This is a genomic window from Buttiauxella ferragutiae (assembly GCF_022637515.1).
Taxonomy (GTDB): Bacteria; Pseudomonadota; Gammaproteobacteria; order Enterobacterales; family Enterobacteriaceae; genus Buttiauxella; species Buttiauxella ferragutiae.
In genome coordinates, this window is the sequence record NZ_CP093332.1 from 4,342,266 (window position 1) to 4,366,282 (window position 24,017).

Here is a 24,017-nt window from a genome sequence, read left to right on the forward strand (position 1 = left end):
CAAGGGTAAGGTCAAATTTAAAGCGATGAATAATTCTCGTCGTGCCTCAATTAACTGTGTTAACGTTTCGTATCTAATAAAAAGTGGTAGAAGTGATGAAGATGGGTGTTAGGGCATTAATGCTGGGGTTATTGCTGGCTTTTTCCACCAGCAGTCAGGCACTTAGCGAGTCTGAAGCAGAAGATATGGCCGATCTTACTGCGGTATTTGTGTTCCTGAAAAATGATTGTGGCTACCAAAACCTGCCTAATGGACAAATTCGTCGCGCATTGGTCTTTTTTGCCCAGCAAAACCAGTGGGATTTGAGTAATTACGATACCTTCAATATGAAAGCATTGGGGGAAGATAGTTATCGCGATCTCAGCGGTATCGCCATTCCGACAGCAAACAAATGCAAATCCCTTGCCCGGGATTCATTGAGCTTGCTCGCCTACGTGAAGTAACCCGCCCTTCTCATTCTGGCTACTTTGAATCGAGTGCTCCCAAAAGTCGTTCAGCAAACTTTTGGGACACCGTATTGAAAAACAGGTTTAGCGCTTGTGAGAGATAAATTCCCGATAAGCGTTAACCACCTGCATAAAGTCCTCAACACCGCAAAAAGACAAACTTTCTTCGTCGTAGTAGTTCATCCCGTCTTCCATTTCATCACCAGTAATTTCCAGCTGATTGGCCCGGATAATCACCTCTTCACCGTCGAGCCACAACGTGTATTCGTGCCCGGTGCGTTGCCACTGACGCTCACTGCCTTTAACTGAGTTTGCTGCCTCTTCGACTTCATCAAGCAGGGCGAGATTATCTTTTACTTCTTCATTAAACCAATGACCCACCACTTCGTGACCCATCGACATACGCACTTTCACCAACCCGGTGACATCACGCAAAAATTCATATTCCATGGTGTTTTCCTCTACCCAGCTTGGGGAAATGCAGTACCCCTTAGCGTATAAGGTAATTATCGCAGCAAAACCGGCGAAAAACAGCGTGGTGGGCGCGCGTGAAGGAAATAAAAAGGGAGGCCTAAGCCTCCCCTGTCGCAGAATGGGTAAATGTTATACCGCAGTCTGGAAAATCACGCCGTCTGCTTTCTCGGTGTACTGAGAAAGTTTGTCGAAGTTCAGGTAACGGTAGGTATCCACAGCAGTCTTATCGACTTGTGCCATGAAGGTCTGGTACTCGTCAGGCGTTGGCAGTTTGCCCAGCAGTGAAGCCACTGCGGCCAGTTCTGCGGAAGCCAGGAATACATTCGCACCAGTACCCAAACGGTTCGGGAAGTTACGGGTCGATGTTGAAACCACGGTTGAACCGTCCGCCACACGCGCCTGGTTACCCATGCACAGTGAACAGCCAGGGATTTCAATACGCGCACCGCTCTTACCAAACACGCTGTAGTAGCCTTCCTCAGTTAACTGAGCGGCATCCATACGCGTTGGTGGCGCAACCCACAGGCGAGTTGGCAACTGGCCTTTGTGGCTATCCAGCAGTTTACCTGCCGCACGGAAGTGGCCAATGTTGGTCATGCAAGAACCGATAAACACTTCGTCGATTTTCTCGCCCTGAACATCAGACAGCAGACGCGCATCGTCAGGATCGTTTGGCGCACACAGAATTGGCTCTTTGATATCGTTCAGATCGATTTCGATGATCTCTGCGTATTCCGCATCGGCATCGGCTTCGAGCAACTGAGGATCGGCCAGCCATTTTTCCATGCCCTGGATACGGCGCTCAAGCGTACGACGATCGCCGTAACCTTCGGCGATCATCCACTTCAGCAGCACGATGTTTGAGCTCAGATACTCTTCGATCGGCTCGCGATCAAGCTTGATGGTACAGCCGGCAGCAGAACGTTCAGCGGAAGCATCGGTCAGCTCAAACGCTTGTTCAACTTTAAGCGTAGGCAGGCCTTCGATTTCCAGGATGCGACCAGAGAAGATGTTTTTCTTACCTTTCTTCTCAACGGTCAGCAGACCTTGTTTAATCGCATACAGCGGGATCGCGTGAACCAGGTCGCGCAGAGTGATACCCGGCTGCATTTTGCCTTTGAAGCGCACCAGTACCGACTCAGGCATATCGAGTGGCATCACGCCGGTTGCCGCAGCAAACGCCACCAGACCAGAACCTGCCGGGAAGGAAATCCCGATTGGGAAACGAGTGTGGGAGTCACCGCCAGTCCCGACGGTATCCGGCAACAGCATACGGTTCAGCCAGGAGTGGATAACACCATCGCCAGGACGCAGCGACACGCCGCCACGGTTCATGATGAAGTCCGGCAATGTGTGGTGAGTATTCACATCCACCGGCTTAGGATAAGCAGCAGTGTGGCAGAAAGACTGCATCACCAAATCAGCAGAGAAGCCCAGGCATGCGAGGTCTTTGAGTTCATCACGGGTCATTGGACCGGTGGTGTCCTGGGAACCTACAGAAGTCATTTTTGGTTCGCAGTACTGATTCGGGCGAATACCTTCCACGCCACAAGCACGGCCAACCATTTTCTGCGCCAGAGAGAAGCCGCGGGTGCTGGCTACAACATCTTTCGCCTGCACGAACACTTCGCTGCGTGGCAGATCCAGCGCTTCACGTGCTTTAGTTGTCAGGCCGCGACCAATGATCAGCGGAATACGGCCACCGGCACGAACCTCATCCAGCAGCACGTCAGTTTTCAGCTCGAAGTTTGCGATAACTTCGTTGGTTTCGTGGTTACGCACTTCACCTTTATACGGATAGATGTCGATGACATCGCCCATGTTCAGGTCGTTGACGTCCACTTCGATTGGCAGCGCGCCCGCATCTTCCATAGTGTTGAAGAAAATTGGCGCGATTTTGCCACCCAGCACCACGCCACCGCCGCGCTTGTTTGGCACGTTCGGGATGTCGTCGCCCATAAACCACAGCACGGAGTTGGTTGCAGATTTACGCGAAGAACCCGTGCCCACAACGTCGCCCACATAGGCCAGCGGGAAACCTTTTTTGTTTAACGCTTCGATCTGTTTGATCGGCCCTACGCTACCAGGTTGATCCGGCTCGATACCTTCACGGGCGTTTTTCAGCATCGCTAACGCGTGCAGAGGGATATCCGGGCGTGACCAGGCATCAGGTGCCGGTGACAGGTCATCGGTGTTGGTTTCACCAGTGACTTTAAATACGGTAACGGTGATTTTCTCAGCCAGTTTAGGACGAGACAAGAACCACTCGGCATCAGCCCAGGATTTCAGTACTTGTTGTGCGTGGGTGTTACCGGCTTTTGCTTTCTCTTCTACATCGTAGAAGTTATCAAACATCAGCAGCGTGTGGGACAGCGCTTTGGCTGCAATCGCGGCCAGCTTTTCGTTATCCAGCGCGTCAATCAGCGGATGAATGTTGTAGCCACCTTGCATGGTGCCAAGCAGTTCTACAGCTTTTTCAGGAGAGATTAGCGGGGAAGTGGCTTCGCCTTTAGTCAGGGCAGCCAGAAAACCAGCTTTAACATAGGCGGCTTCATCAACGCCTGGCGGAACACGATTAGTAATAAGATCTAAAAGGAATTCTTCTTCACCCGCTGGCGGGGTTTTCAGCAGCTCGACCAGTGCGGCCATTTGGGATGCTTCTAAAGGTTTTGGAACAATCCCATCTGCAGCACGTTCGGCTACGTGCTTACGGTATTCTTCTAGCACGACGGTTCTCCTCGCTCTCATTGTCATTTCGGTTCCGGCTATTCTCTTCACGCTCCTGTGAGACAGCAGTTTGTAGGGTAAATGCCCGGTACCGCGACGGGCAGCATAGCAGGATTTTCAGGGGGTGTTAATCCGTTTACAAAAAAGCAACATTAAATACTTGCTGAATCGTTAAGGGCAAAATATTACTTTTCGATATGACCTTCGGGCACAAAAAAACCGCCTTTGGATACCTGTTTTGTACAGAATTTGTATAGCCAGAAATAATATTTCACGGTTTCGTACTACATTTACGGCAAGAATCACCGTTTAAGACAAAAATTAAACTATCAGCTCCATATACTCACCCAGACACAGCCGCCTCCCGGCATAGCTCTCTAATTCACGGGTATCCTTCTGAATACCAGGAGAAGTTAAATGAAGTTGCCATTCAAGCCTCATATTTTTGCCCTTGTAGGGAGTGCTGTCATTTTAGCGGCATCCGGCATGCTATTTGTGAAAAGCCAATCCACGGAGGCGGCATCATCTCCGCCAGCTCCGGTTGCACAACCTGCAACGCCTGCTCCTGTGGCTGCACCCGCAGCACCCGTAGCAGGGGCGACAGCACCGCTAACCAATGCACCTACATTTACTACTGCCCAAATCGACCAATGGGTTGCGCCTGTTGCGCTATTCCCTGACCCGCTTCTATCGCAAGTGCTAATGGCGTCAACCTATCCGGCGAACGTCGTTCAGGCGGTGCAATGGTCCCATGACAACCCGAAGCTACAAGGTGATGCCGCCGTTCAGGCTGTCTCAAATCAACCCTGGGATCCGAGTGTAAAATCTCTGGTCGCTTTCCCGCAATTAACAGCGCTGATGGGTGAAAATCCGCAATGGGTGCAAAATCTGGGTGATGCGTTCCTCGCACAACCTAAAGATGTCATGGATTCCGTGCAGAAATTGCGTTTGATGGCGGAACAGACGGGTACTCTGAAAACCACTCCGCAACAAACGGTGACCACTACCCCTGTTACGGTAAACCAAAATACGACGGTTCAAGAGCCATCCACTACCAGCGCAGCTCCGGCTCAGGTTATAAAAATCGAACCCACTAATCCGGAGGTCGTTTATGTTCCTACTTACAACCCAACGACCGCGTACGGTACCTGGCCAAATACCGCTTATCCGCCTGTCTATCTTCCACCTCCCGAAGATCAGTTCGGTGACAACTTTGTTGATGGGCTCGGATTTGGCCTTGGTATCGTGACCACTGCGGCTTTATTTGGCAGCATCGACTGGGATGATGACGATTACGATGGTTATCATGGTGGTGGTGGTGGCTATAACCGTAATGGGGACAACAACATTAATATTGACGTTGACCGTTACAACCGCGTTTCCGGGCAGCAACTGGCCAAGGGCAGCAATGTGCGCTTCCAGCATAACCCAGCCTACAGGGATGGGGTTGGCTATCAGTCCAACGCAGTATCTCAACGATATAACCGGACTAATACTGCAGGTGGGCTGAGCGCAACGCCTAATGCCGCAACAGTCAACCGTGATGCCCAGCGGCAAGCGGCCAGGACGCAAATGCAGCAGACTCAACGGAAAGACGCAGGCACAGCAGCACAGCGCACTACCCGCGACGCTCAGCGTCAGGCATCTTCCCAACAAGTGAACAAAATTGCTCAGCGCAATAATTATCGGGGTTACGACAGCCCTAACACTGACGCACGCCGTAACGCCGCGAAGACTCAGGCCAACCGTTCAACGAATCAACAAACACAGCGTCGTCAGGAAGCAGCCAGAACCCAGACGCGAGAAACCCAGAATCGGGCCACGACCAATACCAGGCCACGTCAGCAACAAACGAGGTCTGCATTAAGCGGTAACGACAGCCGTTCCCCTTCCTGGCAGGCGCAGAACCAGCGTGGCCAGCAAAGTCTTAACCGCTCATCAGCTAACCGTGAGCAACGGAGCCCTTCCAGAGAACGTAGTTCTGGGCATCGTGAAGTTAATCGCCGTTAAAAGGAGGCATCATGAAAAATCGTATGAAGTTATGTGCATTAGTAATGCTTATGCTGCCTGCCTTTGTTCAGGCACAGCAGTTGTTCACTACACCTGAACTGGCAGCCACCTCATTTGCCGACGCTGTCATTAGTCAGGATGAAGCCGCACTGACCAAGGTGCTGGGTGATAACTGGCGGCAGTATCTTCCCGATGACAAAGCCGATCCTGAAGCAGTGGCTCGTTTTGTTCGTGACTGGAAAGTGAGCCATAACATTGAGCAGAAAGGTGAAACTGCGCATCTGAATGTTGGGCATGAAAACTGGCAATTGCCTATCCCGATAGTAAAAACCGATGCGGGCTGGCACTTCGATATGCAGCAGGCGGCGGATGAAATTCTCACGCGCACTATTGGTCTTAACGAGCTTTCCGCGATTCAGGCGATAGACGCCTATGTCGCGGCACAGGAAGATTATTATCAGCTCAATCAGCAATATGCCCAGAAATTTGTCAGCAGCGAAGGTAAGAAGGATGGATTGTACTGGCCACTCACACCGGGTGAATCTCCCAGCCCTCTCGGCCCAAGTTTCAGTCCTGAGCATCCTGGCATGGGCTATCACGGATATCACTTCCGCATTCTTACAGCTCAAGGGGCAGACGCTGCGGGTGGTGAGAAAAACTATATTTCAGACGGGAAAATGGCAGCTGGCTTTGCGTTAATTGCCTGGCCTGTGGAGTATGGGGAAACCGGTATCACCACCTTTATGGTCGATAACCAGGGGGTGATTTATCAGAAGGATCTCGGTGAGCAAACGGCTGAAAAAGTGAAAGAGATAAAACAGTTCAACCCGGATAAAAGCTGGGAAGAAGACCAATAGTAACCCAATAAAAAAGCGGCCAAGGCCGCTTTTTTATTACCATCAAGCGCTTACTTCTTTTTCTTCGCTTTCGGGTTTGGCAGGTCGGTAATGCTACCTTCGAAGATCTCGGCAGCCAGACCTACAGACTCGTGTAGAGTCGGGTGCGCGTGGATAGTGAGCGCGATGTCTTCTGCGTCACAACCCATTTCGATAGCCAAACCAATTTCGCCCAACAGCTCGCCGCCGTTAGTCCCGACAATCGCACCACCGATAACACGGTGAGTTTCTTTGTCGAAAATCAGTTTGGTCATACCGTCTGCGCAATCGGAAGCGATAGCACGGCCAGAAGCAGCCCACGGGAAGGTGGCGGTTTCGTAGCTGATGCCTTTTTCTTTCGCTTCTTTCTCGGTCAGACCAACCCATGCAACTTCTGGTTCGGTATAAGCGATTGAAGGAATCACTTTCGGGTCGAAGTAGTGCTTCATACCAGCGATAACTTCAGCGGCAACGTGACCTTCGTGAACACCTTTGTGCGCAAGCATTGGCTGGCCGACGATGTCGCCGATAGCGTAGATGTGCGGCACGTTAGTGCGCATTTGCTTGTCAGTGCGGATGAAGCCACGCTCATCAACTTCAACGCCAGCAGCGCCTGCATCCAGCAGCTTACCGTTAGGTACGCGGCCGATTGCCACCAGAACCGCATCGTAACGCTGTGGTTCAGCTGGGGCTTTTTTGCCTTCCATGGTGACGTAGATGCCATCTTCTTTGGCTTCAACCGCAGTCACTTTGGTTTCCAGCATCAGGTTGAATTGCTTGCTGATACGCTTGGTGAAGACTTTAACCACGTCTTTGTCGGCAGCAGGGATAACCTGGTCGAACATTTCAACCACGTCAATCTCTGAGCCCAGCGCATGGTACACAGTACCCATTTCCAGACCGATGATACCGCCACCCATAACCAGCATGCGTTTTGGTACGGATTTCAGTTCCAGTGCGTCGGTAGAATCCCATACGCGTGGATCTTCATGCGGAATGAATGGCAATTGAATCGGACGAGAACCCGCCGCGATAATTGCGTTATCAAAAGTGATAGTTGTTGGACCATTCTCACCTTCAACAACCAGGGTGTTAGCGCCGGTAAATTTACCCAGGCCATTCACCACTTTAACTTTACGACCTTTTGCCATACCGGACAGGCCACCAGTCAACTGGTTGATAACCTTTTCTTTCCAGGTACGAATTTTGTCGATGTCAGTTTTCGGCTCACCGAAAACAATGCCGTGCTCAGCCAAAGCTTTTGCTTCTTCGATAACTTTAGCAACGTGCAGCAGGGCTTTAGAAGGGATACAGCCAACGTTCAGACAAACACCACCGAGGGTGCTGTAACGCTCTACAATGACGGTCTCCAGACCTAAATCAGCGCAACGGAATGCAGCAGAATAACCTGCCGGGCCTGCCCCAAGTACGACGACCTGAGTTTTGATTTCAGTACTCATCATGACCTCTTAATTTATTTCCGGCGGTCCCTGGTCTTTAACGCCCATCGCCACCGGGACGTTCTATCCGCACGCAGTTTACAAAATTGTTAACAATTTTGAAACAACAAACGGCAAACGAATTGTCCTTTGCATCAGATAATCTCGAACTGCATCACGAGATTACCAGAAAAAAGCCGACCGCAAGGCCGGCTTTTTGGCTTACATCACCAGACGGCGAATGTCGGCCAGCATATTGTTGATGATGGTGATAAAGCGCGCACCATCAGCACCGTCAATCACGCGGTGGTCGAAGGAAAGAGACATCGGCATCATCAGACGCGGCGTGAACTCTTTACCATTCCAGACCGGCTCAATAGCAGACTTGGAGACACCGAGGATTGCCACTTCTGGCGCATTAACGATTGGCGCGAAGTGAGTCGTCCCGATACCACCCAGGCTTGAGATAGTGAAGCAACCGCCCTGCATTTCGCCAGCAGTCAGCTTGCCATCGCGAGCTTTCTTAGAGATAGCCATCAGTTCGCGAGACAGCTCGCTGATGCTCTTCTTGTTCACGTCTTTGAAGACTGGAACAACCAGGCCGTTTGGCGTATCAACCGCAACACCGACGTTGATGTATTTTTTCAGCGTCAGCTTCTGACCGTCTTCGGACAGGGAGCTGTTGAAGCGAGGCATTTGCTCAAGAGCGGCAGCCACGGCTTTCATGATGAACACAACAGGTGTGAACTTCACGTCCAGCTTGCGCTTAGCCGCTTCATCGTTCTGCTGCTTACGGAAAGCTTCCAAATCGGTGATATCAGTTTTGTCGAAGTGCGTAACGTGCGGGATCATTACCCAGTTACGGCTCAGGTTCGCACCAGAGATTTTCTGAATACGGCCCAGTTCAACTTCTTCGATTTCGCCGAACTTGCTGAAATCAATTTTCGGCCATGGCAGCATGCCTGGCAGACCGCCACCAGTTGCAGCTGCTGGTGCTGTTTCAGCACGCTTAACCGCGTCTTTCACGTAAGCCTGAACGTCTTCGCGCAGGATACGACCTTTACGGCCAGTCCCTTTCACTTTCGCCAGGTTCACACCAAACTCACGCGCCAGACGGCGAATCAGTGGGGTGGCGTGAATGTATGCGTCGTTTTCAGCGAATTCAGTTTTGCCGGAAGCCTGAGCTGGTGCAGCAGCCGGTTTCTGAGCCGCAGGAGCCGGAGCAGCTGCTTCTTGCTTAGCGGCAGGAGCTGGTGCAGCGCCTTCCACTTCAAAGACCATAATCAGAGAACCGGTAGACACTTTGTCGCCAGTTTTGATTTTGATTTCTTTAACTACGCCTGCGAACGGAGCCGGGACTTCCATAGAGGCTTTGTCGCCTTCTACGGTGATCAGTGATTGTTCAGCGGCAACTTTATCGCCCACTTTAACCATCACTTCAGTCACTTCAACTTCGTCACCGCCGATGTCTGGCACGTTAACTTCTTTCGAGCCAGATGCCGCTGGTGCTGCTGCCGGAGCCGCTTCAGCTTTGGTTTCTGTGGCAGCAGGTGCAGCACCCGCTACTTCGAAGACCATAATCAGAGAACCGGTAGACACTTTGTCGCCAGTGTTGATTTTGATTTCTTTGACAACGCCTGCGAACGGTGCCGGGACTTCCATAGAAGCTTTGTCACCTTCAACGGTGATAAGAGATTGCTCTGCTTCTACTTTGTCGCCCACTTTAACCATGATCTCGGTAACTTCTACTTCGTCACCGCCGATGTCTGGCACGTTCACTTCTTTAGCTGCAGCTGCTGCCGGAGCGGCTGCTGGCGCTGCTTCTTTCTTCTCTTCAGCCGGAGCTGGTGCAGCTGGCGCTGCACCTTCGGCGGATTCGAAAATCATAACCAGTTTGCCGGTTTCAACTTTGTCACCCACCGCAACTTTGATCTCTTTGACCACGCCTGCTTGCGGAGAAGGGACTTCCATTGAAGCCTTGTCACCTTCCACGGAGATGATGGACTGGTCAACTTCAACCTTGTCGCCCACTTTCACCATGATTTCGGTAACTTCAACTTCGTCTGCACCGATGTCCGGTACCTTGATTTCGATAGCCATTTTATTCTTTACCTCTTATGCCAGACGCGGGTTGACTTTATCTGCATCGATGTTGAATTTGGTGATAGCGTCAGCCACCACTTTCTTATCGATTTCGCCACGTTTAGCCAGTTCGCCAAGTGCTGCAACAACCACATAAGATGCGTCCACTTCGAAGTGGTGACGCAGGTTTTCGCGGCTGTCTGAGCGACCGAAGCCATCAGTACCCAGTACGCGGTAATCGCTTGCCGGGATGAAGTTACGGATCTGTTCAGCGAACAGTTTCATATAGTCAGTAGATGCCACTGCTGGTGCATCGCTCATTACCTGAGCAACGTACGGTACACGTGGTTCAGCAGTTGGGTGCAGCATGTTCCAGCGCTCACAATCCTGGCCATCACGAGCCAGTTCAGTGAAGGAAGTTACGCTGAATACATCAGAGCCAACGCCGTAATCTTTAGCCAGGATCTGTGCCGCTTCACGTACGTGACGCAGGATGGAACCCGAGCCCATCAGCTGAACTTTACCTTTGCTACCTTCAACTGTTTCCAGTTTGTAGATACCTTTACGGATGCCTTCTTCCGCGCCTTCTGGCATGGCTGGCATGTGGTAGTTTTCGTTCAGCGTAGTGATGTAGTAGTAAATGTTCTCTTGCGCTTCACCGTACATACGCACCAGGCCGTCATGCATGATGACTGCAACTTCGTATGCGTAAGATGGATCGTAAGAGATACAGTTAGGGATAGTCAGAGACTGAATATGGCTGTGGCCATCTTCGTGCTGCAGACCTTCACCGTTCAGCGTCGTACGACCAGAAGTACCACCGACCAGGAAGCCACGCGCCTGTTGGTCACCCGCTGCCCAGCACAGGTCGCCAATACGTTGGAAACCGAACATGGAGTAGTAGATGTAGAACGGGATCATTGGCAGATCGTTGGTGCTGTAAGAAGTCGCAGCAGCCAGCCAGGAAGAACCTGCGCCCAGCTCGTTGATACCTTCTTGCAGGATCTGGCCTTTCTCGTCTTCTTTGTAGTATGCAACCTGCTCACGGTCCTGCGGGGTGTACTGCTGGCCGTTCGGGCTGTAAATACCAATCTGACGGAACAGACCTTCCATACCGAAAGTACGCGCTTCATCGGCAATGATTGGAACCAGACGGTCTTTGATAGACGGGTTCTTCAGCATTACGTTCAGGGCACGAACGAAAGCGATAGTGGTGGAGATTTCTTTGTTCTGCTCTTCTAACAGAGAGCTGAAGTCAGCCAGGGTAGGCAGTTCCAGTTTCTCGGTGAATTTTGGCAGACGAGTCGGCAGGTAGCCGTTCAGTTTTTCACGCTGGCCATGCAGATATTTGTACTCTTCGCTGCCTTCTTCGAACTTGATGTATGGCAGTTTTTCAATTTCGGCATCGGTCACTGGCACATTGAAACGGTCGCGAACATAACGCACGCCGTCCATGTTCATTTTCTTAACCTGGTGAGCGATGTTTTTACCTTCGGCAGTTTCACCCATGCCATAACCTTTAACGGTATGAGCCAGGATGACAGTTGCTTTGCCTTTGGTTTCTTGTGCATTTTTCAGTGCAGCGTAGATTTTCTTAGGATCGTGGCCGCCACGGTTCAGTGCCCAAATCTCATCGTCGGACATATCTTTAACCAGTGCAGCAGTTTCAGGATAACGACCGAAGAAGTGCTCACGTACGTAAGCGCCGTTTTTGGATTTGAAGGTCTGGTAGTCACCGTCAACGGTTTCGCCCATCAGCTGCAGCAGTTTACCGCTGGTATCTTTACGCAGCAGAGCATCCCAACGAGAGCCCCAAATCACTTTAATCACGTTCCAGCCAGCACCCGCGAAGATACCTTCCAGTTCGTTAATGATTTTGCCGTTACCGGTTACTGGGCCATCCAGACGCTGGAGGTTACAGTTGATGATGAAGCACAGGTTATCCAGCTTCTCACGGGTTGCGATAGTGATCGCACCTTTGGATTCTGGCTCATCCATTTCACCATCGCCCAGGAACGCGTAAACGCGCTGTGCGGAAGTGTCTTTCAGACCACGGTGTTCCAGGTATTTCTGGAATTTAGCCTGATAGATAGCACCGATTGGACCCAGACCCATAGATACGGTCGGGAACTGCCAGAATTCAGGCATCAATTTCGGGTGCGGATAAGAGGACAGACCATTACCGTGAACTTCCTGACGGAAATTGTTCATCTGGTCTTCAGTCAGACGGCCTTCAAGGAAAGCACGTGCATAGACGCCTGGGGAGATGTGGCCCTGGAAGTACACCAGATCGCCGCCATCTTTCGCATTGCGTGCGCGGAAGAAGTGGTTGAAACACACGTCATACACGGTTGCAGAGGACTGGAAAGAAGACATATGGCCGCCCAGATCGAGGTCTTTTTTAGACGCACGCAGGACGGTCATGATGGCGTTCCAACGGATAGCAGAACGAATACGGCGTTCCAGCTCCAGATTCCCCGGGTATTCCGGTTCATCTTCAACGGCGATGGAGTTTACGTACTGACGGGCAGCAGAACCTTCTGCAACTTTTACTCCGCCTTTACGGGCTTCGCTCAGTAACTGATCGATCAGGTACTGTGCGCGCTCAACACCTTCTTCACGGATGACCGATTCGATCGCCTGTTGCCAGTCGCGAGTTTCGATCGGATCCACGTCATTTGGGAAACGTTCTGACATGGGTGGTATTCCTTATCTGTGTCTAATACGTTGATTATCTGGAACCTGTCCCATTGTGCTTTTTGCCCTTCATATTTCGGGTTGTCTCTTTGTTGGCAGCACTTCCTCACCCCAGTCACATAGTTAGGCTATGCTCCTGGGGATTCGCGCGCTTGCCACCGCGATACACCCCGAACTATTTGGACAACACAAAGCACAATAAGACAGGTTCTGCGTTTAGTTGCCGCGCTCTAAAAATTGGCGCTTATATTTTACCCTTTAACATTCAGGTTGCTGGTAGGCGGCAAAGGAGTGAATCCCGATGAGCTTACTCAAGTAAGTGATTCGGGTGAACTCCTGTAGCCAACACCCCAGCAGCGTGAAGGATGAAGGGTAGAAGACTCTTATTCCTTACGTTGCTGCAAGCGCCGCAGAGAACGTTCTCGACGGCTCTGTTCGCGGTTGCGATCCAGCAATATTTCTTCGATAAATGCCAGGTGACGGTGCGACGCTTCACGCGCCTGCTCCGGCTGGCGAGCCATAATCGCCGCAAAAATACTGGCGCGATGGCTGCTCACTTGCGCCAGCATTTCACGGCGCGCATAGAGCAATTCAAAATTCTGACGAACGTTTTGTTCGAGCATCGGTGACATACAGCGCAACAAGTGTAGTAGCACCACATTGTGGGCGGCTTCGGTTACAGCGATTTGATACTGCATAACCGCATCGGATTCTGCATCCAGATCGCCGGACTCTTGCGCTTTTTGAATGGCTAAATGGCAATCGCCAATACGTTTGAGATCTTCGTCCGTACCACGTAAGGCAGCGTAATACGCAGCAATACCTTCAAGTGCGTGGCGGGTTTCGAGCAGATCAAACTGGGATTCGGGATGGTCAGACAGCAGTTCGACCAGTGGGTCGCTTAAACTTTGCCAAAGACTGTTTTGGACAAAAGTACCACCGCCCTGACGACGTAGCAGGAGCCCTTTCGCTTCAAGGCGTTGAATAGCCTCGCGCAGTGAAGGACGAGAAACGTCGAACTGTTTTGCCAATTCGCGCTCTGGTGGGAGTTTTTCGCCGGGACGCAAGGTTCCCTCGAGGATGAGAAACTCCAACTGCTGCTCAATCACATCGGATAATTTTGGTTGGCGGATTTTGCTGTAGGCCATGTATTCCCTGTCTCTGCCATTAGCGCTTATGCCCTTCAAACTTTAAATCATTCGGGGCAAAGTCAATTGGTATGACCAATTTCACATTCTTGACGCTAAAGTAACAAAGTATTCACCTTCTGTCCATATTGGTTTTGATTGAAATCATTAAACCCGGCACATTTTAACAACATTACAGAAATGACGTTTCATAACTGTAACTTTGCACAAATGTCACATTTACTCACACCCAGACGTATTTAACGTTTACGAAACAGTAAAAAGTGCTTTTTCTTGCAAATTGAAGCGATTCATCAGTTTAAAATATGAATATTAATTCACTGACATCGCTTAACCTGGATGAATAATTGACGAAGTGGAAAATGTGAGCGATATGACAACTGGTTTCTTTTTATTCAACTCGTCACGGCAATAATAGAAAGCAGGTGCAAATGCTGGCACTTACCACTATTCTTTGCGCTGCGGTAGTCTAATGCGCAAAATACTGGAATTAAAAACCGTAAAACAAACACTACACATTACGGAATTACAAACTTACATGTGCCGCTACGAGTACATATATAAGAAAAGACACGAGGGTTAACAATGGAACAAGGCGACACGCTTAAACGCGGCCTTAAAAACCGCCATATCCAGCTCATCGCGCTGGGCGGAGCTATTGGGACAGGCCTGTTTCTGGGCAGTGCATCCGTCATTCAATCCGCCGGACCGGGGATTATTCTTGGTTACGCGATCGCAGGCTTTATTGCCTTTCTGATCATGCGCCAGTTGGGTGAGATGGTGGTTGAAGAGCCTGTAGCAGGTTCATTTAGCCACTTTGCTTACAAATACTGGGGTGGTTTTGCCGGTTTTGCGTCTGGCTGGAACTACTGGGTGCTGTACGTGCTGGTCGCCATGGCAGAACTGACTGCCGTCGGTAAATACATTCAGTTCTGGTACCCGGAGATCCCAACCTGGGCATCTGCTGCGGTGTTCTTTGTGGTTATCAATGCCATTAACCTCACCAACGTGAAAGTGTTCGGTGAAATGGAATTTTGGTTCGCTATCATTAAAGTCATCGCTGTCGTCGCGATGATTCTGTTTGGTGGCTGGTTGCTGTTCAGCGACAATGCAGGCCCACAAGCAACAGTGCGCAACCTTTGGGAACAAGGCGGATTCTTGCCACACGGCTTCACTGGTCTGGTGATGATGATGGCAATTATCATGTTCTCCTTCGGTGGGCTCGAGCTGGTCGGTATTACGGCTGCAGAAGCGGATAACCCACACGTTAGTATTCCGAAAGCGACCAACCAGGTTATCTACCGTATTCTGATTTTCTATGTGGGCTCACTGGCTGTTTTGTTATCTCTGATGCCGTGGACTCGCGTTACTGCTGATACCAGCCCGTTCGTGCTTATCTTCCACGAATTGGGTGACACCTTTGTTGCCAACGCGCTTAACATCGTGGTTCTGACCGCCGCACTGTCTGTTTATAACAGCTGTGTTTACTGCAACAGCCGTATGTTGTTCGGCCTGGCGCAGCAAGGCAACGCGCCAAAAGCATTCCAGAAAGTGGATAAGCGTGGCGTGCCGGTGAATACCATTCTGGTCTCCGCACTGTTCACCGCACTGTGTGTCCTGATTAACTATTTGGCTCCAGCAGAAGCATTCGGCCTGCTGATGGCTCTGGTGGTTTCTGCACTGGTAATCAACTGGGCGATGATCAGCCTCGCACACATCAAGTTCCGTCGTGCGAAGGATAAAGAAGGGATGAAAACCCGTTTCCCTGCCCTGTTCTATCCATTAGGTAACTACATCTGTCTGCTGTTTATGGCGGCGGTGCTGGTTATCATGGCGATGACGCCAGGCATGGCGATCTCCGTATGGTTGATTCCTGTGTGGGTGGTGATTCTTGGTATCGGTTACTTCATCAAACAGAAGAACCTGAAGAGCGTTAAAGCTTAAGACTTTCTTCTTTGAATAAAGCGCCCCGGTGAGCCAACGCTTGCCGGGGCGCTTTGTTATCTACTTCACACTTCCTTTACAATGACAGTATTGTCCATCACTGCGCTGAATTACTGACACGCAATTATTCACCAATAGTTCAATACTCTTGTCCATATACTGGTCAGGAGCATTTCCAATGGAAAGCAGCAAATTATCGATTAAAGAAAAGATTGGCTACGGAATGGGCGACGCCGGGTGCAACATTATCTTTGGCGCCATAATGTTGTTTGTTAACTATTTTTACACTGACATCTTTGGCCTGGCTCCGGCACTCGTCGGCGTGATGCTGCTTTCTATCCGCGTTATTGATGCCGTCACCGACCCCATTATGGGCGCAATTGCTGACAGAACGCAGAGCCGCTGGGGGCGTTTTCGTCCATGGATTTTATGGATGGCTGCGCCATTCGCCTTCTTCAGCTACCTGATGTTTACCACACCAGACTGGGCTTATAGCAGCAAAGTTATCTATGCCTTCGTCACTTACTTCCTGCTGTCTTTAACCTATACCGCCATCAACATTCCTTATTGCTCACTCGGAAGCGTTATCACCAACGACCCGAAAGAACGCGTGGCCTGCCAGGCATATCGCTTTGTGATGGTCGGGATTGCCACGCTGATCCTGTCACTTTCACTGCTACCGATGGTTGACTGGTTTGGCGGCGGCGACAAAGCCAAAGGTTACCAAATGGCGATGGGTGTGTTGGCGGTACTGGGAATGTGTATGTTCCTGTTCTGCTTCACCACCGTTAGAGAACGTGTGCGCCCGGCTGTACCAAGCAACGACGATCTGAAGGCTGACCTGAAAGATGTGTGGAAAAACGACCAGTGGGTGCGCATTCTTCTGCTGACCCTGTGCAACGTCTGTCCTGGATTTATCCGCATGGCAGCCACCATGTACTACGTCACCTGGGTAATGGGGCAAAGTACCAGCTTCGCAACGTTGTTCATCAGCCTGGGCGTGGTAGGCATGATGGGCGGCAGTATGCTGGCGAAAGTACTGACCGACCGCATTTGCAAACTGAAAGTGTTCTTCTGGACCAACATCGTGCTGGCGATTTTCTCCTGTGGTTTTTACTTCCTCGACCCGCACGCCACCACGCTTATTGTAGTGATGTACTTCCTGCTCAACATTCTGCACCAGATTCCGTCACCGCTGCACTGGTCATTAATGGCTGACGTTGATGACTACGGCGAGTGGAAAACCGGTAAACGCATCACCGGTATCAGCTTCTCTGGTAACTTATTCTTCCTGAAACTGGGGTTAGCAATTGCTGGTGCGATGGTTGGTTTCCTGCTTTCCTGGTACGGTTACGATGCGGGCGCAAAACAACAAAGCGCCGACTCAATTAACGGAATCGTGATGCTGTTTACCATTATCCCTGGCGTCGGTTACCTGATTACCGCAGGCGTAGTGCGTCTGCTGAAAGTTGACCGTGAACTGATGCAGCGCATTCAGGCTGACCTTGAAAAACGCCGTATCAACTACCGCGAACTGAATGAATATCACGACAGCAAACCTGTTGAAGCCAAACTTTAAGGAAGCGTTATGAACCAGGAGCAATGGCCAAATCCCTTTATAGAGCAACGCGCTGACCCGTTTATTTTGCAACATGGCGATGGCTACTATTTTATTGCGTCAGTGCCGGAGTACGACAGACTGGAGATCCGCCACGCAGCAACTTTAAGCGAGTTGCCTAATGCACAGCCTTCCGTTGTGTGGCGCAAACCGAACCACGGCCCGATGAACGAGCTTATCTGGGCTCCAGAACTGCATCATATCGACGGCAAGTGGTATATCTACTTTGCCGCCACCCATACACAAGAGCTGGATCAGCTAAATATGTTCCAGCATCGGATGTTTGCGCTGGAATGCGCAGACGCCGATCCGTTAAGCGGAAAATGGAGTGAAAAAGGCCAGGTAAAAACCCAATTCGACAGCTTCTGTCTGGATGCCACAACCTTTAAACATCAGGGCAAGCAATGGTATTTATGGGCGCAAAAAGATCCGAATATTGCCGGTAACTCGAATATCTATCTTGCCGAACTGGAAACGCCGTGGGCCATCAAAGGCACGCCTGTGATGTTAAGCAAGCCTGAACTGGACTGGGAATGCAGAGGTTTTCTGGTTAACGAAGGCCCGGCGGTGGTGGTTCATGGCGACAAACTGTTTGTCAGCTATTCAGCCAGCGCCACCGACGAAAATTACTGTATTGGGCTGTTGTGGATCGACCTGAAAGCGGACCCAACCAACCCGGCGAACTGGCACAAATCTCCGCAGCCGGTGTTTACCACCAGCTACGAGAACAAACAGTTTGGGCCAGGGCATAACAGCTTTACCAAAACCAAAGACGGTAAGGACGTGCTGGTGTACCACGCGCGGAATTATACGGAAATTGAAGGTGACCCGCTGTATGACCCGAACCGCCACACACGTCTGAAAACACTCGAATGGGATGAAAACGGTATGCCAGTGTTTGGCATACCGCCTGCGGATAACCGTTAACCTGAGCGGCGCTCTGGCCTAAACCAGAGTGCCGTAAATAGTCAGCAACGCCACTACCACCAAAATCACCAAAGATGTTTTCTTCGCCAGAGAAACGGCGGCTTTCGGCGTTTTGATTTTATCGAGATGCGGCTCTCGTGCCAGTGAAAACTGGGCGAGTTGAGTCAGCACCTGATACTGCGAAGTATGACGGTCGGCCAGGGATGCAAACCACGCCGGAAGTGCCCTTTCACCGTGCCCCAGAAGCGCGTAAGCCACGCCAACCAGACGCACCGGCACCCAATCCAGCACATGCAGAATGGCATCAATTCCTGAATGCAGACGCTGCTGCGGCGTGTGATGACGAGCAAGCCAGGTCTGCCACGCGCGCAGAAAAGCATAGCCCGCAAGCGTAACCGGCCCCCAAACTCCACCGACGATAAACCAAAAAAGCGGTGCGATATAAAAACGAAAGTTAATCCACAACAGCGCGTTTTGTAGCTCTTTGAGGTACTCACGTTCATCGCAGTCTGGCGGGATGCCATGAATCAGCGTCAGTTCACTCGCCATCGCATCACGCGCGTGGCTGTCGTCGTGGCTCGCTGCCTGCAAATAAGCGTGATAATGCAATCGAACCTGGCCTGCGCCAATACACAGCACGCCGAGCGCAATCCAGAAAACCAGCAACGGGACATTGAAGAACAAACCATGCAACGCACGAATACAGAGGAAAACCACCAGCATGCACAGGGCGGTCATCAGGATAGTGCGCATCAGCGAGAAGCTTTTTACTCGCCGAAAAAGCACTTCAAGGCGGTGATCTAACTGCCAGTGCTCACCCAGCTTAAACAGCCGCTCTGAAATCATCACCAGCAGCAATGTAAATAGCGTCATTTGTTCTCCTTGTTTGACGTGACCTCAACCGCCTGACGAAAACGCGACCAATCAAACGCGGGGCCTGGGTCTGTCTTACGATCCGGTGCAATATCGCAATGCCCCGTCATATTGTCAGCAATTGACGGATACACCTGAATCAATGTTTCAGTGATAGCCGTAAGCTGTTGATATTGCGCATCAGTATAAGGCAGCGTATCGGTACCCTCCAGCTCTATACCAATGGAAAAATCGTTACAGCGCTCACGCCCCTGATACAAAGAAATACCCGCATGCCAGGCACGTTTATCAAAAGAAACATACTGAACGATTTTGCCATCACGGCGAATCAAACAATGCGCCGAAACGCGCAAATGGGCGATTCCGGCAAAATATGGGTGAGCCGTGGCGTCAAGCGTGCCACTAAACAAAGCATCAATCCATGGACCACCAAATTCTCCCGGTGGCAAACTGATGTTATGCACCACCAGCAGCGAAGGGGTTTCATCCTCCGGTCGGCAATCGAAATGTGGGGAAGGAACCTGCTTTACGCCCACTAGCCAGCCGTCTTTTAGCTGCATCCATAGTCTCCTCAGTAGTGGTACTTGACGTCGCATCAATGTAGCATGTTTCGACATTAACTAAGCCATTTCGGAGTTTTATCATGCCGCCTCGCCGTTATAACCCAGACCGCCGACGTGACGAGCTTCTCGAACGTATTAACCTTGATATTCCCCAGGCTGTTTCCCAGGCTTTACGTGAAGATCTGGGTGGTGACGTCAACCCTCAAAATGATATTACCGCGCAATTACTACCTGAAGAACATTGTTCCCATGCGGTGGTCATCACCCGTGAAAACGGCGTATTTTGCGGTAAACGCTGGGTTGAAGAAGTGTTCATCCAACTTGGCGGAGATGTCAAAGTCACATGGCATGTCGAAGATGGCGATCTTGTCGTGGCTGACCAGCCGTTGTTCGAACTGGCCGGCCTTTCGCGCGTATTGTTAACCGGCGAACGGACTGCGCTTAACTTTGTGCAAACGCTGTCTGGCGTCGCCAGTGAAGTTCGCACTTACGTCGACCTGCTGGCAGGGACCAATACGCAACTACTTGATACGCGTAAAACACTGCCAGGCCTGCGCACCGCGCTGAAATACGCAGTATTGTGCGGTGGCGGCAGCAACCACCGCTTAGGCTTGTCTGACGCTTTCCTGATTAAAGAAAACCACATCATCTCCTCGGGTTCGATTCGCCAGGCGATAGAAAAAGCCTTCTGGTACCATCCGGATGTGCCGGTAGAAGTTGAAGTTGAGTCGCTTGAAGAACTGGAACAGGCGCTGCATGCTGGGGCTGATATCGTCATGCTTGATAATTTCAACGTTGAAGATATGCGCCAGGCTGTCGCTATCACCGATGGCAAAGCCCGCCTGGAAGTTTCCGGCAACGTGACGAAAGAAACCATCCGTGAATTTGCCGAAACAGGTGTCGACTTTATCTCTGTGGGTGCGCTAACTAAACATATTCGCGCACTCGATCTCTCTATGCGCTTCCGCTAATGCCTGCCAGGCAGATGAGGTAATATTCATCTGCCTTTTTCTTCTCGTTTCGTCACCGCTCGCATTTTCAATGCTTCCCTATGCAAACCATAAATAAATCCTGGAAGACGCCTTCCTGATACTTCGACTCGCCCTCGTCTGAGCCATTTTTACGGCGCAAAGTGCCCGCAATCATATTCAGGAGCGGCACATGAACAAACAACATGGATTCACACTCATTGAGCTAATGGTGGTCATTGGCATCATTGCGATTCTTAGCGCCATCGGCATACCGGCTTACCAAAACTACCTGCGAAAAGCGGCACTGACAGACATGCTACAAACCTTCATCCCCTACCGTACCGCTATAGAGCTTTGCGCGCTTGAACGAGGTGGAATTAGCGAGTGTGATGCCGGAACTAACGGTATTCCGCCCCCTAAAACGACCCGTTATGTCAGTGGCATGAGCGTTGAAAATGGCACGGTTACTCTGACAGGACAAGAAAGCCTGAATGGGCTTTCCGTTTCGTTAACCCCAAGCTGGAGTGACTCTGAGGGTGTGGAAGGTTGGACACGAACCTGCGCCACGACCGATGGCGGTTCGCTTAAACAGACTTGTGAAGAGGTTTTCCGTTTTGATAATAACCAGGCGGGAAACTAAGCCATGGAAAATCGGCAGATCCTCGCCCTGTGCAACCAATATCAAGCAGTATTACTTTCTGAAACTCCAACACTGCATATCGCCATTGCACCGAATCCGCCCGCGCAGTTTTTTGAGGCATTGCGTTTTATCTGTGATAAACCAGCAAACATTGAATACTGGCCAGTCGAGCAGTTGGAGAAAGCACGCCATTCAGGTGTTTCTGCCAACACAGCTGAAACAGCTGAAAATTTCGCGCCAGTGGTTAAGTTGCTACAAGAAACACTTCATAAAGCAATACAACTACGTGCTTCAGACATTCACTTTGAGCCGATAGAGCAAGGCTACCAGATTCGTTTTCGCGTCGACGGTGTACTACAACTGCAACCCCTTCTACCCGCTCATCTGGCTGCACCATTAACGGCAAGGTTAAAAGTACTGGGAAGTCTGGATATCGCAGAGCGTCGCTTACCCCAGGATGGGCAAATGGAGATTGAAGTCGAACAGCACAAATGTTCATTTCGCATTGCTACGCTACCGGTGTATCACGGTGAAAAGGTCGTTCTACGTTTAATGACCCAAACCAAACAAACTTTTGAGCTTTCAGATTTGGGAATGTCACCGGATGACTGCACCCGTTTTCAGAGTTGTTTAGCCAACCCACAAGGCATGATTCTGGTCACCGGCCCCACCGGCAGCGGTAAAACCATCACACTTTACAGCGCACTAAAGATACTCAACCAGATTTCCAGCAACCTCTGTAGCGTAGAAGACCCGATAGAAATTCCGATGCGGGGGCTCAATCAAACGCAGGTAAACAGTAAAGCAGGGTTGAGTTTCCAGAGTGTATTACGCGCCTTACTGCGCCAGGATCCCGACATCATCATGGTGGGTGAGATTCGGGACGGTGATACCGCTGATATTGCCATTAAAGCAGCGCAAACTGGGCACCTTGTACTTTCAACACTCCATACCAACTCAACGGCTGAAACTGTGGTTCGCCTACAACAAATGGGGGTGGAGCGCTGGATGTTAGCCTCGGCGTTGAACATGGTGGTCGCACAGCGACTGGTTCGCAAACTCTGCCCTCACTGCAAGCAACAGCTTGCGGAAGACATCACGCTTCCGACAACACTCTGGAATCGAGCTTTACCCTACTGGCAGGCAGTCGGTTGTGAACGCTGCTACGGCGGCTTTTATGGGCGAAGCGCCTTGTTTGAAATTTTACTTATCGACCCGCACCTACAAGCTGCGATTATCAAAGGCATGCCCGCTAATGAAATCGAAGCTCTGGCTCGTCAACAAGGTATGGAGACGCTATTCGAAAATGGCTGTCGAGCAGTGGAACAAGGGCTAACCACTCTCGAAGAGTGTTATCGGGTACTGGGTATACCTCATGGCTAAGTTTTTGCTTTGGCGCTGGAAAGCGATCGATCAATTCGGACAAGTACAGAAAGGAGCGGTATTAGCGGAGGATGCCACATCCGTTACCGATCAATTGTTCAATGCCGATCTTCAGCTGTTGCATCTACGTAAAACCTCGCACACCCGTCGTGGCTGCTGGAATATTCAGCAAAAAATTCAAGTATTCCGCCAGCTTGCTACGCTACTTCAGGCAGGAATTTCCTTATCTGATGGATTAGTGCTTATTGCTCAGCAACATCCCTTTGAGGAATGGCGTGCTTTGCTAAAAGACATTGAGCAACGTGTTTCAAACGGTACACCATTTTCAGCCGCATTAAGGCAATGGCCGAAGATTTTCCCTGCGCTATTCATTGCCCTTATTCACATTGGGGAGTTAACGGGGAAGCTGGACGAGTGCTGTAAAAGATTAGCTGACCAACAAGAAAAACTGTATCAGCTGCGTAAAAAGGTCATGAAAGCCTTGCGCTACCCACTGTTTATTATAGTTGTCGCCTTACTTGTCACTATCGGAATGATGAGTTTTGTGCTGCCGGAGTTTGCCAATATCTATCGATCTTTTAACGCCCCACTGCCTGCCATTACGGCGATGGTAATGGCAGTGTCAAATTGGGTCACGACGCAAGGTTTGAGATGGTTATTGGCGTTTGTCATTCTGTTTGCCTGTGGATATTTTCTTCGGCGACGAAAACCTCACTGGCAAGAGTATGAGCAAAATCTTTTGCTGCACATTCCGCTGATTGCCCCACTTTGGCGAGGGCAAATTCTCAGCCAAATCTATACCACACTGTCACTCTCCCAGCAGGCAGGCATTCCTTTATTACAAGGACTTGAGGCGGTGGAAACGACACTCACTCCACTGCTGTGGAAAAAAGTGATCTCGCAAATTAGCGCCAAAGTGATCCAGGGTGTTCCGTTTTGGCATGCGCTCAATGAGAGTGAGCGATTCACAGCGTTGTGTTGTCAGCTGGTACGGGTTGGTGAAGAGTCAGGCTCTTTGGATTTGATGCTGGAGAAACTGGCGAGTTGGCATCACAACAATACTGAGGAACTGGCGGATAACCTGGCCGCAGCGCTGGAGCCAATCATGATGATCGTCGTGGGTATTATAATTGGGACACTAGTGATTGCGATGTATCTACCTATTTTCCAGCTAGGAGATGCGATGAGTGCGGGATGACG

At 50.6% G+C, this 24,017-nt stretch carries 18 protein-coding genes; 10 read left to right on the plus strand and 8 right to left on the minus strand.

What is annotated here, in order from left to right:
- Window positions 1–95 precede the first annotated feature (95 nt).
- Window positions 96–443 (plus strand): YacC family pilotin-like protein, encoded by a 348-nt coding sequence (locus MNO13_RS20030; protein WP_064539870.1) that lies wholly within the window; start codon window positions 96–98, stop codon window positions 441–443.
- An 87-nt stretch (window positions 444–530) separates the two neighbouring features.
- On the opposite strand, the gene yacL is transcribed toward MNO13_RS20030, so the two are convergent.
- Together yacL and acnB are read right to left on the minus strand one after the other, a co-directional pair.
- On the minus strand, window positions 531–896 hold the full coding sequence (gene yacL / locus MNO13_RS20035; RefSeq protein WP_133523128.1) for a protein YacL: 366 nt from the start codon (window positions 894–896) through the stop codon (window positions 531–533).
- Window positions 897–1,049: 153 nt separating this feature from the next.
- The gene (gene acnB / locus MNO13_RS20040) at window positions 1,050–3,647 is read right to left on the minus strand and encodes a bifunctional aconitate hydratase 2/2-methylisocitrate dehydratase (RefSeq protein ID WP_232886616.1); all 2,598 of its coding nucleotides are present in this window, start codon (window positions 3,645–3,647) and stop codon (window positions 1,050–1,052) included.
- Window positions 3,648–4,064: 417 nt separating this feature from the next.
- Here acnB and MNO13_RS20045 point away from each other — a divergent pair, with 417 nt between their 5' ends.
- Together MNO13_RS20045 and MNO13_RS20050 are read left to right on the plus strand one after the other, a co-directional pair.
- Complete coding sequence (locus tag MNO13_RS20045; protein ID WP_064539876.1) at window positions 4,065–5,657, plus strand: DUF3300 domain-containing protein; 1,593 nt, start codon at window positions 4,065–4,067, stop codon at window positions 5,655–5,657.
- 11 nt (window positions 5,658–5,668) lie between these two features.
- Complete coding sequence (locus tag MNO13_RS20050; protein ID WP_121814294.1) at window positions 5,669–6,514, plus strand: DUF2950 domain-containing protein; 846 nt, start codon at window positions 5,669–5,671, stop codon at window positions 6,512–6,514.
- A gap of 50 nt (window positions 6,515–6,564) precedes the next feature.
- On the opposite strand, the gene lpdA is transcribed toward MNO13_RS20050, so the two are convergent.
- The 4 genes from lpdA to pdhR form a co-directional block, all read right to left on the minus strand.
- Window positions 6,565–7,992 (minus strand): dihydrolipoyl dehydrogenase, encoded by a 1,428-nt coding sequence (gene lpdA / locus MNO13_RS20055; protein WP_064540238.1) that lies wholly within the window; start codon window positions 7,990–7,992, stop codon window positions 6,565–6,567.
- A gap of 201 nt (window positions 7,993–8,193) precedes the next feature.
- Window positions 8,194–10,071 (minus strand): pyruvate dehydrogenase complex dihydrolipoyllysine-residue acetyltransferase, encoded by a 1,878-nt coding sequence (aceF, locus tag MNO13_RS20060; RefSeq protein ID WP_064539880.1) that lies wholly within the window; start codon window positions 10,069–10,071, stop codon window positions 8,194–8,196.
- Between the two features lie 15 nt (window positions 10,072–10,086).
- Window positions 10,087–12,750 carry a pyruvate dehydrogenase (acetyl-transferring), homodimeric type gene (aceE, locus tag MNO13_RS20065; protein ID WP_064539882.1) on the minus strand — a complete coding sequence of 888 codons (2,664 nt, stop codon included), beginning with the start codon at window positions 12,748–12,750 and terminating at the stop codon, window positions 10,087–10,089.
- A gap of 383 nt (window positions 12,751–13,133) precedes the next feature.
- A complete protein-coding gene (gene pdhR, locus MNO13_RS20070) occupies window positions 13,134–13,898 on the minus strand; it encodes a pyruvate dehydrogenase complex transcriptional repressor PdhR (RefSeq protein WP_064539884.1) in 765 nt (254 codons plus the stop codon).
- Window positions 13,899–14,483: 585 nt separating this feature from the next.
- Here pdhR and aroP point away from each other — a divergent pair.
- From aroP to MNO13_RS20085, 3 genes are all read left to right on the plus strand, one after another.
- On the plus strand, window positions 14,484–15,842 hold the full coding sequence (aroP, locus tag MNO13_RS20075; protein WP_064539886.1) for an aromatic amino acid transporter AroP: 1,359 nt from the start codon (window positions 14,484–14,486) through the stop codon (window positions 15,840–15,842).
- A gap of 178 nt (window positions 15,843–16,020) precedes the next feature.
- Complete coding sequence (locus MNO13_RS20080) at window positions 16,021–17,421, plus strand: glycoside-pentoside-hexuronide (GPH):cation symporter (protein WP_064539888.1); 1,401 nt, start codon at window positions 16,021–16,023, stop codon at window positions 17,419–17,421.
- A gap of 9 nt (window positions 17,422–17,430) precedes the next feature.
- The gene (locus tag MNO13_RS20085; protein WP_241939170.1) at window positions 17,431–18,387 is read left to right on the plus strand and encodes a glycoside hydrolase family 43 protein; all 957 of its coding nucleotides are present in this window, start codon (window positions 17,431–17,433) and stop codon (window positions 18,385–18,387) included.
- An 18-nt stretch (window positions 18,388–18,405) separates the two neighbouring features.
- On the opposite strand, the gene ampE is transcribed toward MNO13_RS20085, so the two are convergent.
- Together ampE and ampD are read right to left on the minus strand one after the other, a co-directional pair.
- Window positions 18,406–19,260 (minus strand): beta-lactamase regulator AmpE, encoded by an 855-nt coding sequence (gene ampE, locus MNO13_RS20090; RefSeq protein ID WP_064539892.1) that lies wholly within the window; start codon window positions 19,258–19,260, stop codon window positions 18,406–18,408.
- The gene (gene ampD / locus MNO13_RS20095; RefSeq protein ID WP_241939171.1) at window positions 19,257–19,820 is read right to left on the minus strand and encodes a 1,6-anhydro-N-acetylmuramyl-L-alanine amidase AmpD; all 564 of its coding nucleotides are present in this window, start codon (window positions 19,818–19,820) and stop codon (window positions 19,257–19,259) included. The genes ampE and ampD overlap by 4 nt, the downstream gene beginning before the upstream one ends.
- Before the next feature lie 83 nt (window positions 19,821–19,903).
- On the opposite strand from ampD, the gene nadC reads away from it, so the two are divergent.
- The 4 genes from nadC to hofC all read left to right on the plus strand — a co-directional run bounded on the left by nadC (window position 19,904) and on the right by hofC (window position 24,015).
- Entirely contained in the window at window positions 19,904–20,794 is an 891-nt protein-coding gene (nadC, locus tag MNO13_RS20100; RefSeq protein ID WP_064539896.1) for a carboxylating nicotinate-nucleotide diphosphorylase, read from the plus strand.
- A gap of 190 nt (window positions 20,795–20,984) precedes the next feature.
- Window positions 20,985–21,434, plus strand: coding sequence for a prepilin peptidase-dependent pilin (gene ppdD, locus MNO13_RS20105; RefSeq protein ID WP_133522760.1), 450 nt, complete (start codon window positions 20,985–20,987; stop codon window positions 21,432–21,434).
- Between the two features lie 3 nt (window positions 21,435–21,437).
- Window positions 21,438–22,817, plus strand: coding sequence for a type II secretion system protein GspE (gene gspE, locus MNO13_RS20110; protein WP_064539900.1), 1,380 nt, complete (start codon window positions 21,438–21,440; stop codon window positions 22,815–22,817).
- On the plus strand, window positions 22,810–24,015 hold the full coding sequence (gene hofC, locus MNO13_RS20115; RefSeq protein ID WP_232886612.1) for a protein transport protein HofC: 1,206 nt from the start codon (window positions 22,810–22,812) through the stop codon (window positions 24,013–24,015). Before gspE ends, hofC begins: the two co-directional genes overlap by 8 nt.
- The last annotated feature ends 2 nt before the right edge of the window (window positions 24,016–24,017 follow it).

Bases quoted from the DNA above. Each gene is read 5' to 3' on its own strand.
- gspE (WP_064539900.1), top strand. From the start codon at position 21,438: ATGGAAAATCGGCAGATCCTCGCCCTGTGCAACCAATATCAAGCAGTA.
- nadC (WP_064539896.1), top strand. From the start codon at position 19,904: ATGCCGCCTCGCCGTTATAACCCAGACCGCCGACGTGACGAGCTTCTC.
- ampD (WP_241939171.1), bottom strand. From the start codon at position 19,820: ATGCAGCTAAAAGACGGCTGGCTAGTGGGCGTAAAGCAGGTTCCTTCC.
- MNO13_RS20080 (WP_064539888.1), top strand. From the start codon at position 16,021: ATGGAAAGCAGCAAATTATCGATTAAAGAAAAGATTGGCTACGGAATG.
- ampE (WP_064539892.1), bottom strand. From the start codon at position 19,260: ATGACGCTATTTACATTGCTGCTGGTGATGATTTCAGAGCGGCTGTTT.
- hofC (WP_232886612.1), top strand. From the start codon at position 22,810: ATGGCTAAGTTTTTGCTTTGGCGCTGGAAAGCGATCGATCAATTCGGA.
- yacL (WP_133523128.1), bottom strand. From the start codon at position 896: ATGGAATATGAATTTTTGCGTGATGTCACCGGGTTGGTGAAAGTGCGT.
- MNO13_RS20030 (WP_064539870.1), top strand. From the start codon at position 96: ATGAAGATGGGTGTTAGGGCATTAATGCTGGGGTTATTGCTGGCTTTT.
- MNO13_RS20045 (WP_064539876.1), top strand. From the start codon at position 4,065: ATGAAGTTGCCATTCAAGCCTCATATTTTTGCCCTTGTAGGGAGTGCT.
- MNO13_RS20050 (WP_121814294.1), top strand. From the start codon at position 5,669: ATGAAAAATCGTATGAAGTTATGTGCATTAGTAATGCTTATGCTGCCT.
- ppdD (WP_133522760.1), top strand. From the start codon at position 20,985: ATGAACAAACAACATGGATTCACACTCATTGAGCTAATGGTGGTCATT.
- aceE (WP_064539882.1), bottom strand. From the start codon at position 12,750: ATGTCAGAACGTTTCCCAAATGACGTGGATCCGATCGAAACTCGCGAC.
- MNO13_RS20085 (WP_241939170.1), top strand. From the start codon at position 17,431: ATGAACCAGGAGCAATGGCCAAATCCCTTTATAGAGCAACGCGCTGAC.
- aroP (WP_064539886.1), top strand. From the start codon at position 14,484: ATGGAACAAGGCGACACGCTTAAACGCGGCCTTAAAAACCGCCATATC.
- lpdA (WP_064540238.1), bottom strand. From the start codon at position 7,992: ATGAGTACTGAAATCAAAACTCAGGTCGTCGTACTTGGGGCAGGCCCG.
- aceF (WP_064539880.1), bottom strand. From the start codon at position 10,071: ATGGCTATCGAAATCAAGGTACCGGACATCGGTGCAGACGAAGTTGAA.
- pdhR (WP_064539884.1), bottom strand. From the start codon at position 13,898: ATGGCCTACAGCAAAATCCGCCAACCAAAATTATCCGATGTGATTGAG.